This is a genomic window from Kitasatospora cinereorecta, from assembly GCF_024172095.1.
Lineage (GTDB): Bacteria > Actinomycetota > Actinomycetes > Streptomycetales > Streptomycetaceae > Kitasatospora > Kitasatospora cinereorecta.
Genome location: NZ_JAMZDX010000001.1, coordinates 1,308,785 through 1,321,598, shown reverse-complemented (window position 1 = coordinate 1,321,598; position 12,814 = coordinate 1,308,785). Strand labels below are relative to the sequence as shown.

General features: G+C 71.8%; 13 protein-coding genes. 2 read left to right on the top strand and 11 right to left on the bottom strand.

Annotated elements, in window-relative coordinates; translation table 11 throughout:
• Positions 1-91: 91 nt before the first annotated feature.
• Positions 92-1,375, bottom strand: coding sequence for a hypothetical protein (locus tag FHR36_RS05840; RefSeq protein ID WP_253794315.1), 1,284 nt, complete (start codon positions 1,373-1,375; stop codon positions 92-94).
• Positions 1,376-1,458: 83 nt separating this feature from the next.
• Here FHR36_RS05840 and FHR36_RS05835 point away from each other — a divergent pair, with 83 nt between their 5' ends.
• The gene (locus FHR36_RS05835; protein ID WP_253794313.1) at positions 1,459-1,914 is read left to right on the top strand and encodes a VOC family protein; all 456 of its coding nucleotides are present in this window, start codon (positions 1,459-1,461) and stop codon (positions 1,912-1,914) included.
• Between the two features lie 32 nt (positions 1,915-1,946).
• Here FHR36_RS05835 and FHR36_RS05830 read toward each other — a convergent pair whose 3' ends face one another.
• Positions 1,947-3,563: a hypothetical protein gene (locus FHR36_RS05830; RefSeq protein WP_253794311.1), complete on the bottom strand. Its 1,617-nt coding sequence runs from the start codon at positions 3,561-3,563 to the stop codon at positions 1,947-1,949.
• A 327-nt stretch (positions 3,564-3,890) separates the two neighbouring features.
• Between FHR36_RS05830 and FHR36_RS05825 the strand changes: the two genes are divergently transcribed.
• Positions 3,891-5,234, top strand: coding sequence for an MFS transporter (locus FHR36_RS05825; protein WP_253794309.1), 1,344 nt, complete (start codon positions 3,891-3,893; stop codon positions 5,232-5,234).
• Here FHR36_RS05825 and FHR36_RS05820 read toward each other — a convergent pair.
• From FHR36_RS05820 to FHR36_RS05780, 9 genes are all read right to left on the bottom strand, one after another.
• Positions 5,200-5,856 (bottom strand): Uma2 family endonuclease, encoded by a 657-nt coding sequence (locus tag FHR36_RS05820; RefSeq protein ID WP_253794307.1) that lies wholly within the window; start codon positions 5,854-5,856, stop codon positions 5,200-5,202. The two genes, FHR36_RS05825 and FHR36_RS05820, sit on opposite strands and share 35 nt — an antisense overlap.
• A 115-nt stretch (positions 5,857-5,971) precedes the next feature.
• Positions 5,972-6,358, bottom strand: a complete 387-nt coding sequence (locus tag FHR36_RS05815; protein ID WP_301329711.1) for a metal-sulfur cluster assembly factor — start codon at positions 6,356-6,358, stop codon at positions 5,972-5,974.
• Positions 6,359-6,371: 13 nt separating this feature from the next.
• On the bottom strand, positions 6,372-6,824 hold the full coding sequence (gene sufU / locus FHR36_RS05810; protein WP_253794305.1) for a Fe-S cluster assembly sulfur transfer protein SufU: 453 nt from the start codon (positions 6,822-6,824) through the stop codon (positions 6,372-6,374).
• A gap of 23 nt (positions 6,825-6,847) precedes the next feature.
• Positions 6,848-8,095, bottom strand: a complete 1,248-nt coding sequence (locus tag FHR36_RS05805; RefSeq protein WP_253794782.1) for a cysteine desulfurase — start codon at positions 8,093-8,095, stop codon at positions 6,848-6,850.
• 17 nt (positions 8,096-8,112) lie between these two features.
• The gene (gene sufC, locus FHR36_RS05800) at positions 8,113-8,877 is read right to left on the bottom strand and encodes a Fe-S cluster assembly ATPase SufC (protein WP_253794303.1); all 765 of its coding nucleotides are present in this window, start codon (positions 8,875-8,877) and stop codon (positions 8,113-8,115) included.
• Between the two features lie 6 nt (positions 8,878-8,883).
• A complete protein-coding gene (locus FHR36_RS05795; protein ID WP_253794302.1) occupies positions 8,884-9,201 on the bottom strand; it encodes a non-heme iron oxygenase ferredoxin subunit in 318 nt (105 codons plus the stop codon).
• The gene (sufD, locus tag FHR36_RS05790; protein WP_253794301.1) at positions 9,198-10,433 is read right to left on the bottom strand and encodes a Fe-S cluster assembly protein SufD; all 1,236 of its coding nucleotides are present in this window, start codon (positions 10,431-10,433) and stop codon (positions 9,198-9,200) included. The genes FHR36_RS05795 and sufD overlap by 4 nt, the downstream gene beginning before the upstream one ends.
• A 59-nt stretch (positions 10,434-10,492) precedes the next feature.
• On the bottom strand, positions 10,493-11,905 hold the full coding sequence (gene sufB, locus FHR36_RS05785; protein WP_253794300.1) for a Fe-S cluster assembly protein SufB: 1,413 nt from the start codon (positions 11,903-11,905) through the stop codon (positions 10,493-10,495).
• A complete protein-coding gene (locus tag FHR36_RS05780) occupies positions 11,898-12,758 on the bottom strand; it encodes a helix-turn-helix transcriptional regulator (RefSeq protein WP_253794299.1) in 861 nt (286 codons plus the stop codon). The genes sufB and FHR36_RS05780 overlap by 8 nt, the downstream gene beginning before the upstream one ends.
• Positions 12,759-12,814 lie beyond the last annotated feature (56 nt).

Below are 12,814 nucleotides of genomic sequence, written 5' to 3'. Positions count from 1 at the left end.
AACGTTCCGGAGTGCACGCCCCCGTCTTCCGCATCGCGCAGTTCCCCGCGCCCCCGGTGGTTGCTCACCCTGCCGATCTGCACCCCCGGTCTCAGTGCTGGGTACGCTCCACCCGCCACTGCTCCCAGGCGGTCAGCCAGGCGTCCTCGCCGCCGCCCGGCAGCTCGCCGGTGCCGCCCGACCAGAGCCGCTCCCAGGCCCGCTGCGCGGGCAGGCTGGGCACCTGGCTGGCGAAAACGGTGTAGCGGACCACCTCCTCGACGGCGGCGGTGCCCTCGGGCGTGCCGAGCAGCCACTCGGTGTGCTGGGCGAGCCGGGTCAGGTGGTTGACCATGGCGCTGACCGCCTCGGTCGCCTCGTCGCGGCTCTCCGAGGCGAGCCGCATCTGCTGCCGCACGGCCGCCTCCCAGCGCAGCGCGCCGGCCTCGCCGCGGAGCCGGCGGGGCAGCCGCGGGGTGCGCCCGACCCGCAGTTGGGCCTCCATCGCGGCCGCCTCGGCGACGCTGTACTCGACCACCTCGCGGTGCGCCTCCAGGCCGGCGACCGGCGGCAGCACCCGCTCCTCGATCGGGACGTTCCCGGCCCGCTGGCGGAGCGACAGCTGGCGCAGCAGGGCGGTGCGTCCGGCGATGTACGGCTCGAAGTCGTCGATCCGGCGCAGCTCGACGCCGCCGGGCGCGATCCCGCGGCCGGTGACCGTCACGGTGATCCCGTCGATCCGCAGCCGGCCCGCCCAGACCGCGTCGGTGTCGCCGTCGGCCCGGCGGTCCTCGTGGATCTGCACCGCCCGGGGCTCGCCCTCCACGGTGATCCAGCCGCGCAGCGCCCGGACCCGGCCGGGGCCGTCGCCCTCGTCGACGTCCAACTGCTCGTAGACCCGGTCGCGCTCGTCCTCGACCACGTCCTCCAGCTCGGGCAGCGGTCCGCTCCGCTCGGTGCCGGGCCGGTAGGTGCGGACGGTGACGTAGGGGCCGCGCAGCGAGCTCCAGTCGCCGGAGCGGACCTCGACCCAGCCGAGTTCGCCGTTGAAGACCTCGTACTCGGCCAGCGCGTCCCGCCCGGCATCGGGAGCATCGAGCGGCGCGTACGCCTCACCGTGCGCCCCGTCACCGACGGTCGCGCCGGTCGCGACCGGGCCCCGGTCGACGGCGAACACCGGGAAGTCCGCGTCCGCGAGCACCTCGCGGTGGTGCGCCTCGTGGTCGGCGTAGTAGCCGTCGGGATCCTGGGGCCTGCTCGTGCGCTGCCTCGTCATCGTCTGCCGCACCCCCGGGTACTCACCGTGCTCCGACTCGGCGGCCGGCTGGCCCGGCCCCTGCCATGCCACCCGCACCGCGCCCGCCCCACGATACGGCTCCGGCACCTGCTGGGCCATCAGCTTCCCTCGTACGGTTGGCGGATGGTCGGACCGGCCGCGCCGCCGGGCGCCTGTCGGTAGCCTTCCCTACGCTGACGCCCATGACAGCAACCAACGCCGGCCCCGACCGGTTCCCCGCCCGGATCAGCATCGTCACCCTCGGGGTGAGCGACCTCGCCCGCAGCGCGGCGTTCTACCAGGCGCTGGGCTGGGAGCGCTCGAGCGCCTCCAGCCCGGAGATCGTCTGGTTCCGCACCGCGGACTCGGCGCTCGGCCTCTTCCCCGCCGAGGAGCTGGCCGCCGACGCGGGCGTCCCCGCCGGGGGCGAGCCGGCCTTCCGCGGCATCACCCTGGCGGTCAACCTGGAGTCCCCGGAGCTGGTCGACGCCGCGCTGCGGGTCGCGGTCAAGGCCGGGGCCACCGTGGTCAAGCCGCCGACCCCCACCACTTGGGGCGGCTACTCCGGCTATTTCGAGGACCCGGACGGCCACCTGTGGGAGCTGGCCCACAACCCGTTCTTCCCCTTCACCGAGTCCGGCCGACTGGACCTGCCGTAGCCCGTGCCCGGTACGGGGCCACGGGCCGACCGCTACCGCCCCTGCTGCGATCTCGCCTTGAACGCGGCCTTGCGCGCCTCCTTGGCGACCCCCCGGTCCAGGTGCAGCTCCCCCACCGCCTCCAGCATGTCCGCGGTGTAGGGGTGCGGCACCCGCCACAGTTCGCCGAAGTAGCTCGCCGGGTTGTCGGTCACCGGCAGCTCCGCGACCACCCGGCGCAGCCGGGCGGCGTCGCCCTGGCCGGTGAGCAGCACGGCGGCGAACGAGTCGACCACCCACCACAGCGCCGCCGACCGCTCCGGCGCGTCCACCTCGGCGCCGCGCTCGCGCAGCCACTCCCGGGCGAGGGCGCCCAGCTCCGGGTCGTCCACCACCTCGCGGACCGCGTCGGAGGCGGGCTCGCCGAGCTCCACCAGGGCCATGTCGCAGAAGTGGCGGCGGACCGGGCCGGCCGCGTCCCGGCCGCGCGCGGCCGCCAGCAGCTCGCGGGCCGCGGCGACCGGATCCCGGTCGGCCAGCCAGGCCCGCAGTTCGCGGTCGGGCAGCACGTTGACGTTCTCGGCCAGCGCGGCCAGCAGGGCCTCGGCGTCCGCGCCCTGGGCCAGCTCGCCGACCAGCGGCGCGTCGTACCCCTCGTCCAGCAGCCACTGCCGGATCGCGTACTGGCCGAGCGGGGTGAGCCGGACGGTCCCGAACCGGGCCGCGTCCTCGTCCGAGAGCGGGGCCTCGTCGGCGGCCGGCTCGCCGGGCTCCTCTTCCTCCTCGAACAGCTCTGGGTCGATCGGACGGTGCTCCATCAGGCCGAGCTCGGCGAGGTCGCCCAGCATCGGGTCGAGCGAGACCATCACGTCGGTGATGTCGCCGAGCATCTCCTCGTCCGGCTCCTCGCCCTCCGGGACGACCAGCAGCGCCGCCAGCACGCCCAGCGGCACCGTCTCGGTGCCCGGCTCGGCGAAGGCGGTGGTCTCGTACAGCACCTGCAGCGCCTCGTCGAGCAGCTCGGCGGCGGCGTCCCTGGCGTCCTCCACGTCGGCCAGGCCGTCCTCGTCGGCCTCCTCGCCCTCGCCCCCGCCCTCGGCCTCCGGGTCCATCGAGTCCGCCTCGGCGGCCAGCTCCCGGACCAGGCCCGCCGCCTCCAGCCACAGGCCGAGCACCGTGTCCGGCTCGCCCTGCTCGACCGCCTCCAGGTCCGGGCCCGGGATCGCCACGTGCTCGCCGTCGGCGGTGGTGCCGGTCTCCACCAGGTCCAGGTCGCAGGCCAGCGCCCAGGCCCGCATCGCCTCGACCACCGCCTCCTCGTCCACCGCGCCCTCGGCGGGCGCCAGGCCGATCGCCCGGGCCGCCGCCTCGCGGTCCTCGCCGGTCAGGTCCCCGTGCTCGTCCACCGGGCGGTGCGGGGTGGTCCAGCGGGCCAGCTTCACCACGCGGTCGATCAGCGGGACGGCCAGTGCGGCGGCCGCCAGCTCACCCTCCGGGGGCAGGCTGATCGGCGGCACCAGGACCGCCGTGTCGTCGAGGTCCTCGTCGTCCCCGTTCTGCGCGCCGTACAGATCGGCCAGGTCGAAATCGGCGGGCAGCAAACCCTCGCGCGGCTCTCCACCGTCCGACGCGGGCGGGTTGTCTGGGGTGAAGCGGCTGCGTCCGGCCATCGTTGCGCGATCTCCCGTGGTAGCTGTGGGCACCTCGTGGGCACTGCGTCCGGGCCGATCCGTGTCGGCCCATCGACTCAGCGTATCGGCCGGGCCGCCGCCTCGCCCGGCCTGTGGGGGCGTGCCGCCGAGGTCACACCCACTTCTGGCAATGGAAGGCCCGGCGAGCACGTATCCTTCGTTTGGCAGGTGCGCCCACCCCGCGCCCCTCCAACCAGGGGCAACGAGGCCCCGCATCGCATCGACCCCGCTCCATCCGGGCCTCGCCGCACGCCACGACCCCGGGCCCGGCCGTCCGGTGGCGCCCGGCCACAGGAGACCCCTGCCATGGCGGACCTCTCCCCCGCCGGCTCCGGACTGACCACGGTTCAGTACGCCGGACGCCGACTGTCGGAGGCCCTGCTCCCGCTGGAACTCGCACCACGCAAGCAGCTCCAGCTCGCCGCGATCAGCCGCTGGAACGCGCTGCGCGGCATCCGCGTCGGCCTCGTCGCCGGCGCCCTCCTCCTCCTTCTGATCGGCGCCAACCTGGCCACGCCGATCTATCCCGTCCTGCAGCAGCGCCTCGGCCTGACCGCGCTCGACACCACGATCCTCTTCACGATCTACGTGTTCGCGCTGGTCCCGGTGCTGGCCGCGGTCGGCCACTGGTCCGACCACCTCGGCCGGCGCGCGATGATCCTGCCCGCGGTCGCCCTCGCCGCCGCCGGCGACGCCGTCTTCGCCACCGCCGGCAGCTTCTGGCAGCTGGCCGCCGGACGCGCGATCCAGGGCATCGCGGTCGGCCTGTCCACCGGCGCCGCCGGAGCCGCCCTCGGCGACCTGCTGCCCGACCACCCGACCCTCGCCGCCAAGCTCACCCTGGCCTGCTCGGCCGGCGGCGTCGCTCTCGGCCCGATCGTCGGCGCCACCCTGTCCGGCGGCGAGCACCCGCTGCTCACCCCGTTCCTGCTGCACGCCGTCGGCCTGCTGGCCCTCTGCCTGCCGCTCGCCCTGGTCCACCCGCGGATGCCCGGCTCGGTCCGACCGCCCACCTCGGCACCGCGCATCACCACCCCGGCCCACCTGCGCCCGCAGCGGCTGCGGCTGCCGCGCACCGGCCGCCGCGAGTTCCTGCTCGCCGCCGGCGCCGGCTTCGTCTCGTACGGCGTTTTCGGCGTCTACCTGGCGCTCGCCCCGGCCTTCTCCGCGCGGCTGCTGCACACCTCCTCGCACCTCACCGGCGCGGTGGTGGCCGCCCTGCTGCTCGGCTCCTCCGCCGCGGCCCAGCTGCTCGTCCCGCCGACCGCCGACCGCGTGGTCGTCGCCCTCGGCATGACCGGCCTCGCCGCCGGCCTCGGCCTGGTCGTCACCGCCCAGTACACCGGCACCCCGGCGCTGCTCTTCATCGGCAGCGTCCTCGGCGGCATCTGCCAGGGCGTGGCCTTCCGCTCCCTGTTCACCAGCGCGGTCGCCGCGATGGACCCGGCCCGCCGCGGCAGCGAACTCTCCACCCTCTGGGTGATCGTCTACCTGGGCTCCTCGGCCCCCATCATCGCCGTCGGCGCCCTCACCCAGCGCTACGGCCTCCTGCCCGCCGTCAGCGGCTTCGCCGCCTGCGCCGCCCTCGCCTGCCTCGGCCTGGCAGCCGCCGTCCTCAGTCCGACCAGGGCCGCCAGAGCTCGGTCCTGATCTCGAACCCGAACGTCTCCGGCAGCCGGACGTCCTCACCGAACTTCCACTCCTCGAGCGTCCGGTACGTCCCCGCCTCGCGGTCCGGCCCACCGAACAGGGTGACGCCGGGCCGCTTCGGGTCCCGGTCGACGAGCAAGTAGTACGGCACCCCCTCACGCGCGTAGCCGCTCCACTTGGTCGCCTGCCTGCGCCGACCGAAGACGGGCTCACGGTCGTTGTGCGCATTCGATTGAGAGGTGACCTCGATCACCAGATCCACGTGGTGCGGCAGCAGGTGGACCAGGTCGTCGACTCTGCTTTGTGCGGCGATCTCGGCCTGGACGACGACCATGTCCGGGATGTAGCCGTCCCCGATCCCGGCAAGGTTCAGATTGATCGCCTGCACCGCCCGCCAGGGAAAGTCCCGGTCGGCGAACCTCCCGAAGGCGACGGCGTCCTGGATGTCCGAGAGGATCCCACCGTGTGCGAAGACCGGCGCCGGCGACACAACGATCTCCCCCCCGACGACCTCGGCTCGAGTCCCCTCGGGCAGGTGCAGGAAGTCGTCCAGCTCGCCCCGGACCCACATGGCGTACGGGGAGTCCGGCAGTACCAGGTGCGCGATCGCAGCAACGGACATCTCGGTGCTCCTTCGACGGTCGCGGGCCCAGCATCACCGAGCGTACGCGGATACGCCACTGCCGCGTGGATCATTCCCCCGAAGGGGGTGTCCACGCGGCAGTGGGTTGACGGACTCAGACGTTGAAGCCCAGGGCTCGCAGCTGGTCGCGGCCGTCGTCGGTGATCTTGTCCGGGCCCCACGGCGGCATCCAGACCCAGTTGATCCGCAGGTCCTTGACCAGGCCGTCGGTGGCGGTGCGGGCCTGGTCCTCGATGACGTCGGTGAGCGGGCAGGCCGCCGAGGTGAGCGTCATGTCGACGGTGGCGACGTCGCCCTCGTCGATGTGGATGCCGTAGATCAGGCCGAGGTTGACCACGTCGATGCCCAGCTCGGGGTCGACGACGTCCATCAGGGCCTCGCGGAGGTCCTCGACCGCCACGGTTCCCGCGCTGGTGAAGCCGACGCCGCTCTCGGCGGCCTCGGCCGCCTCCACGGCCCCGGTCTCCGGGGTGTCACTCATGGGTTGTGTCCGTTCAGTCGTTGATGGCGGGCTGCTGGCCGAGTGCCTTGGCGGTGGCGTCCTTCCAGGCCATCCAGCTCAGCAGGGCGCACTTGACCCGGGCCGGGTACTTGGACACGCCAGCGAACGCGACCGCGTCCTCCAGCACCTCCTCGTCGCCCTCGCCCTGGCCCTTGCTCTGCATGAGCTCCAGGAAGGCCTCCTGGACGGCCTGGGCCTCGCCGACGGTCTTGCCGACGACGAGGTCGTTCAGCACCGAGGCGCTGGCCTGGCTGATCGAGCAGCCCTGCGACTCGTAGGAGACGTCGGCGACGCGGGCGCCGTCGAGCCTGACCCGGAGGGTGATCTCGTCACCGCAGGTCGGGTTGACGTGGTGGACCTCGGCGTCGCCGTCCCGCAGCCCCTTGCCGTGGGGGTTGCGGTAGTGGTCCAGGATGATCTCCTGGTACATCGAGTCGAGCTTCATCTACCTGTCCTCGGGTTCTCGGGTCAGCCGAAGAAGTTGCGGACGTGGTGCAGCCCGTCGATCAGGGCGTCGACCTCGGCCGGCGTGGAGTACAGATAGAACGACGCCCTGGTGGTCGCAGGAATTCCGTACCGCAGGCAGACCGGCCGCGCGCAGTGGTGGCCGACGCGCACGGCGATGCCCTGCTCGTCGAGCACCTGGCCGACGTCGTGCGGGTGGATGTCGCCGAGCGTGAAGGAGATCGCCGCGCCGCGGTCGACGGCCGTGCGGGGGCCGATGATCCGCAGGTCGGGCACCTCGAGGAGGCGCTCGATGGCGTACTCGGTGATCGCGTGCTCGTGGGCGGCGATCTTGTCCATGCCGATGGCCGACAGGTAGTCGATGGCGGCGCCGAGGCCGACGGCCTGGGCGATCGGCGGGGTGCCGGCCTCGAACTTGTGCGGCGCGGGGGCGTAGGTGGACGACCCCATCGTCACGGTCTCGATCATCTCGCCGCCGCCGAGGAACGGCGGCAGGTCCTCGAGCAGCTCCTGGCGGCCCCAGAGCACGCCGATGCCGGTCGGGCCCAGCATCTTGTGCCCGGTGAAGGCGACGAAGTCGGCCTCCAGCGCCTGGACGTCCAGCACCATGTGCGGGGCGGCCTGCGAGGCGTCGATGACGACGAGCGCGCCGACCGACTGGGCCTTGCGCACGATGGTCTCGACCGGGTTGAGGGTGCCGAGCAGGTTGGAGACCAGGGTGAAGGAGACCACCTTGGTCTTCTCGGTGATCAGCTCGTCGATGTTCGACAGGTCGAGCCGGCCCTCGTCGGTCAGCCCGAACCACTTCAGCTTCGCGCCGGTGCGCTGCGAGAGCAGCTGCCACGGGACGATGTTGGAGTGGTGCTCCATCTCGGTGATGACGATCTCCGCGTCCGCGTCCACGCGGTACGGCTCGTCGGCCCAACCGAGCATGTTGGCGACCAGGTTGAGCGACTCGGAGGCGTTCTTGGTGAAGATCACCTCGTCGCGGCTGGGCGCGTTGACGAAGGCCGCGACCTTGTCCCGGGCACCCTCGTACAGCGCGGTGGCCTCCTCGGCGAGCACGTGCACGCCGCGGTGGACGTTGGCGTTGTGCCGCTCGTAGTAGGCGTTCAGCGCTTCGAGCACCTGGCGGGGCTTCTGCGAGGTGGCCGCGTTGTCGAGGTAGACCAGCGGCTTGTCGTCGTGCAGCAGGCGCTGCAGGACGGGGAAGTCCTTGCGGATCGCATCGGTGTCGAGCAGACCGGGCATGCCGGCCGTCAGGTTCGTCACTCGGAAGCGCCACCCTTCACGTAGCTCTCGTAGCCCTCTTCCTCCAGCTTGTCGGCGAGCTCGGCGCCGCCGGACTCGACGATCCGGCCGCCCGCGAAGACGTGCACGTAGTCGGGCTTGATGTAGCGGAGGATGCGGGTGTAGTGGGTGACCAGCAGGGTGCCCACCTCACCGGTGGAGCGGACCCGGTTGATGCCCTCGGAGACGATCCGCAGCGCGTCGACGTCGAGGCCGGAGTCGGTCTCGTCGAGGATCGCGATCTTCGGCTTGAGCAGCTCCAGCTGGAGGATCTCGTGGCGCTTCTTCTCGCCGCCGGAGAAGCCCTCGTTCACGTTGCGCTCGGCGAACGCCGGGTCCATCTGCAGGGAGGCCATCGCCTCCTTGACCTCCTTGACCCACAGCCGCAGCTTGGGGGCCTCGCCGCGGACGGCGGTGGCGGCGGTGCGCAGGAAGTTGGAGACCGAGACGCCGGGGACCTCGACCGGGTACTGCATGGCCAGGAAGACGCCGGCGCGGGCGCGCTCGTCGACCGACATCTCCAGCACGTCCTCGCCGTCCAGCAGGACCGAGCCGCCGGTGACGGTGTACTTCGGGTGGCCGGCCAGCGAGTAGGCCAGGGTGGACTTGCCGGAGCCGTTGGGGCCCATGATGGCGTGGGTCTCGCCCTGCTTCACCGTCAGGTCGACGCCGCGCAGGATCTCGCGCGGGCCGTTCTCGGCCTCGACGGAGACGTGCAGGTCGCGGATTTCAAGGGTAGCCATGTGTACTCAGGACTCCTGGTTGACGGAGACGAGCACATCGTCCCCTTCGATCTTTACGGGGTAGACAGCGACCGGCTTGGTGGCGGGAAGCCCGGACGGCTTGCCGGTGCGGAGGTCGAAGCTGGATCCGTGCAGCCAGCACTCGATCATGCAGTCCTCGACCTCGCCCTCGGAGAGGGAGACGTTGGCGTGCGAGCAGACGTCGTTGACGGCGAAGACGCCCTCGTCGGTCCGCACGACCGCCACCGGTACGCCGTTGAGCTCGACGCGCTTCGGGACGTCCTCCTGGAGCACGCTCAGCGAGCAGGCGCGCAGGTACGTCATGCGACGGTCTCTTCCAGCTCGGCCTCGATCTTCTCCATCAGGCGGTCCTGGATCTCGGCGACGCCGATCTGCTGGACCAGCTCGGCGAAGAAGCCGCGCACCACCAGGCGGCGGGCCTCGTCGGCCGGGATGCCGCGGGCCTGGAGGTAGAACAGCTGCTCGTCGTCGAAGCGGCCGGTGGCGGAGGCGTGGCCGGCGCCGACGATCTCGCCGGTCTCGATCTCCAGGTTCGGGATCGAGTCGACCCGGGCGCCGTCGGTCAGCACCAGGTTCCGGTTGAGCTCGTAGGTGTCGGTGCCCAGCGCGGTGGCGCGGATCAGCACGTCGCCGACCCAGACGGCGTGCGCGTCCTGGCCCTGCAGCGCGCCCTTGTACGCCACGTTGGAGCGGCAGTGCGGGGTGTCGTGGTCGATCACCAGGCGGTGCTCGAGGTGCTGGCCGGCGTCGGCGAAGTACAGGCCGAACAGCTCGGCCTCGCCGCCGGGGGCCGCGTAGTTGACCCGCGGGTGGAGGCGCACCAGGTCGCCGCCGAAGGTCACCACGACGGACTTGAACGAGGCGTCCCGGCCGACCAGGGCGTTGTGCTGCGCCACGTGGACGGCGTCGCGCTCCCAGTCCTGGACGGAGACGAAGGTCAGCTTGGCGCCGTCGCCGACCAGCAGCTCGACGTTGGCGGCGCGGGTGCCGGAGCCGGTGTGGTTCAGCACCACGACCGCCTCGGCGAACGGCTTGACGTCGACCACCAGGTGGGCGAAGTTGACGCCGCCCTCGCCGTGCACGTCGATCTTCACCGGCTCGGTGAGCACCGCGTCCTTGGGGACGGTGACCACCAGCGCCTGCTCGAAGGCGCTGTACGCCTGCGCGGCGACCCGGTCCACCGGGGTGCCGGCCTTGCCGAGGCGGGCGTCGTCGCGCCCGACGGTCTCGGCGGTGACGCCCTCCGGCAGGCCCAGCTCGATCTTGTCCTCGCCGCGGGCGGCCGAGGCGGCGCTCCCGTCGTGCAGGCCGCCGAGGCGGTGCAGCGGGGTGAACCGCCAGTCCTCCTCGCGGCCGTGCGGCACCGGGAAGTCGTCGACGTCGTACGAGGGCTTGACCGCGACGCGGGCGTCGATCGGCTGCTGGACCGTGGACCGGCCGGTGCCGGGGCCGGCCAGCTGCGCGCCCGCGCCGGCGGTGCCGACCTCGATCGAGCCGGCGGTGGTGGCGCCGGTGGTGTTCTGAACGTCAGCCATGGCTGTTCGTGTTGCTCTCTTCCTGGGAAATCAGTGGACGGCGGGGGCGGGGCCGGGCGTCAGCCGACCGCTCCCTCCATCTGCAGCTCGATCAGCCGGTTGAGCTCCAGCGCGTACTCCATCGGCAGCTCGCGCGCGATCGGCTCGACGAAGCCGCGGACGATCATCGCCATCGCCTCGGTCTCGGTCATACCGCGGCTCATCAGGTAGAAGAGCTGGTCCTCGGAGACCTTGGAGACGGTCGCCTCGTGGCCCATCGACACGTCGTCCTCGCGGACGTCCACGTACGGGTAGGTGTCCGAGCGGGAGACGGTGTCCACCAGCAGCGCGTCGCAGAGCACGTTGGACTTGGCGCCGTGCGAGCCCTCGCCGATCTCGATCAGACCGCGGTAGGAGGTCCGGCCGCCGCCGCGCGCCACCGACTTGGAGACGATGTGCGAGGAGGTGTTCGGCGCCATGTGGACCATCTTGGCGCCGGCGTCCTGGTGCTGGCCCTCGCCCGCGAAGGCGATCGACAGGGTCTCGCCCTTGGCGTGCTCGCCCATCAGGTAGACGGCCGGGTACTTCATGGTGACCTTGGAGCCGATGTTGCCGTCGACCCACTCCATGGTCGCGCCCTCGTACGCCACGGCGCGCTTGGTGACCAGGTTGTAGACGTTGTTCGACCAGTTCTGGATGGTCGTGTAGCGGCAGCGGCCGCCCTTCTTGACGATGATCTCCACGACCGCGGAGTGCAGCGAGTCGGAGGAGTAGATCGGCGCGGTGCAGCCCTCGACGTAGTGGACGTAGGCGTCCTCGTCGACGATGATCAGCGTCCGCTCGAACTGGCCCATGTTCTCGGTGTTGATCCGGAAGTAGGCCTGCAGCGGGATGTCCACGTGCACGCCCTTCGGCACGTAGATGAACGAGCCGCCGGACCACACCGCGGTGTTCAGCGAGGCGAACTTGTTGTCACCCACCGGGATGACGGTGCCGAAGTACTCCTTGAAGAGCTCCGGGTGCTCCTTCAGCGCGGTGTCGGTGTCCAGGAAGATGACGCCCTGCTCCTCCAGGTCCTCGCGGATCTGGTGGTAGACGACCTCGGACTCGTACTGCGCGGCGACACCGGCGACCAGGCGCTGCTTCTCCGCCTCCGGGATGCCGAGCTTGTCGTACGTGGCCTTGATGTCGGCGGGCAGGTCCTCCCAGGACTCGGCCTGCTTCTCGGTCGAGCGCACGAAGTACTTGATGTTGTCGAAGTCGATGCCCGACAGGTCGGAGCCCCAGGTCGGCATGGGCTTCTTGCCGAACAGCTTGAGGCCCTTGAGACGCAGGTTGAGCATCCACTCGGACTCGTTCTTCTTCGCCGAGATGTCGCGGACGACGTCCTCGCTCAGGCCGCGCTTGGCGGCGGCGCCGGCCGCGTCCGAGTCGGCCCAGCCGTACTCGTAGGTGCCCAGGCCTTCGAGCTCGGGGTGTGCGATGTCAGTCATGCGAGGTTCCTCCGCGCGGACGAGCCGTTTCATTGGGGGACGTACCGGCAGTCGGCACTGCACCGGGCCCCGCGACCGGGGACGGTGCGGCACCGGATGCCGGCACATACGTGGTGCAGACCCCGTCGCCGTGGGCGATGGTGGCCAGCCGTTGCACATGGGTGCCCAGGAGCTGCGAGAAGACCTCGGTCTCCGCCTCACAGAGCTGCGGGAACTGCTCGGCGATGTGCGCGACCGGGCAGTGGTGCTGGCAGAGCTGGGCGCCGGCCGGTGAGCTTCGCGGCTTCTCCGGGGACGCGGACGGGACACGCCGCACCGTGGCAGCGTACCCGTCGGCACTCAGCGCCTCCGCCAGTGCCTCGGCCTGCCGGTCGGCGGCCGCCTGCTCCAGGGTGGACCGGTACTTCTGGCCCTGCTTGGCGAAGCGGGCCCGGGCGAAGGCGGCGACCGCCTCCTCGCCCGCCGTGCCGCCGCCCACCGACTCCGAGATCCAGCGCAGCGCATCGGCCGCGAGCTGGTCGTACGCCTGGTAGAAGGCGTCCCGGCCGGATTCGGTGAGGGCGAAGACCTTGGCCGGGCGGCCCCGGCCGCGGCTGCCGTACACCCGCTGTTCGCGGGACTCCACCAGACCCGCGGCGGCCAGTCCGTCGAGGTGACGGCGGACGGCGGCGGCGGTCAGACCGAGGCGGTTGGCCAGGTCGGCGGCGGAGGACGGCCCGTGGTCCAGGATCGAACGGGCGACCCGGTCCCGAGTCGCCCGATGACCCTCCAGCAGGACCTCTGCCGCCGTCGCGGGCACAGCACAACCGGGGCCCGACTCGGGCTCCCCGTCCTGTGCGGTGTGCTCGCGCATGTATTTCACAACACGATTGTTGCGTAATTCCTTCCGGAAGGACAAGCCGTGATCCA

Coding starts and splice junctions, on each gene's coding strand:
- FHR36_RS05840 (WP_253794315.1), bottom strand. CDS start 1,375: ATGGCCCAGCAGGTGCCGGAGCCGTATCGTGGGGCGGGCGCGGTGCGG.
- FHR36_RS05835 (WP_253794313.1), top strand. CDS start 1,459: ATGACAGCAACCAACGCCGGCCCCGACCGGTTCCCCGCCCGGATCAGC.
- FHR36_RS05830 (WP_253794311.1), bottom strand. CDS start 3,563: ATGGCCGGACGCAGCCGCTTCACCCCAGACAACCCGCCCGCGTCGGAC.
- FHR36_RS05825 (WP_253794309.1), top strand. CDS start 3,891: ATGGCGGACCTCTCCCCCGCCGGCTCCGGACTGACCACGGTTCAGTAC.
- FHR36_RS05820 (WP_253794307.1), bottom strand. CDS start 5,856: ATGTCCGTTGCTGCGATCGCGCACCTGGTACTGCCGGACTCCCCGTAC.
- FHR36_RS05815 (WP_301329711.1), bottom strand. CDS start 6,358: ATGAGTGACACCCCGGAGACCGGGGCCGTGGAGGCGGCCGAGGCCGCC.
- sufU (WP_253794305.1), bottom strand. CDS start 6,824: ATGAAGCTCGACTCGATGTACCAGGAGATCATCCTGGACCACTACCGC.
- FHR36_RS05805 (WP_253794782.1), bottom strand. CDS start 8,095: ATGCCCGGTCTGCTCGACACCGATGCGATCCGCAAGGACTTCCCCGTC.
- sufC (WP_253794303.1), bottom strand. CDS start 8,877: ATGGCTACCCTTGAAATCCGCGACCTGCACGTCTCCGTCGAGGCCGAG.
- FHR36_RS05795 (WP_253794302.1), bottom strand. CDS start 9,201: ATGACGTACCTGCGCGCCTGCTCGCTGAGCGTGCTCCAGGAGGACGTC.
- sufD (WP_253794301.1), bottom strand. CDS start 10,433: ATGGCTGACGTTCAGAACACCACCGGCGCCACCACCGCCGGCTCGATC.
- sufB (WP_253794300.1), bottom strand. CDS start 11,905: ATGACTGACATCGCACACCCCGAGCTCGAAGGCCTGGGCACCTACGAG.
- FHR36_RS05780 (WP_253794299.1), bottom strand. CDS start 12,758: ATGCGCGAGCACACCGCACAGGACGGGGAGCCCGAGTCGGGCCCCGGT.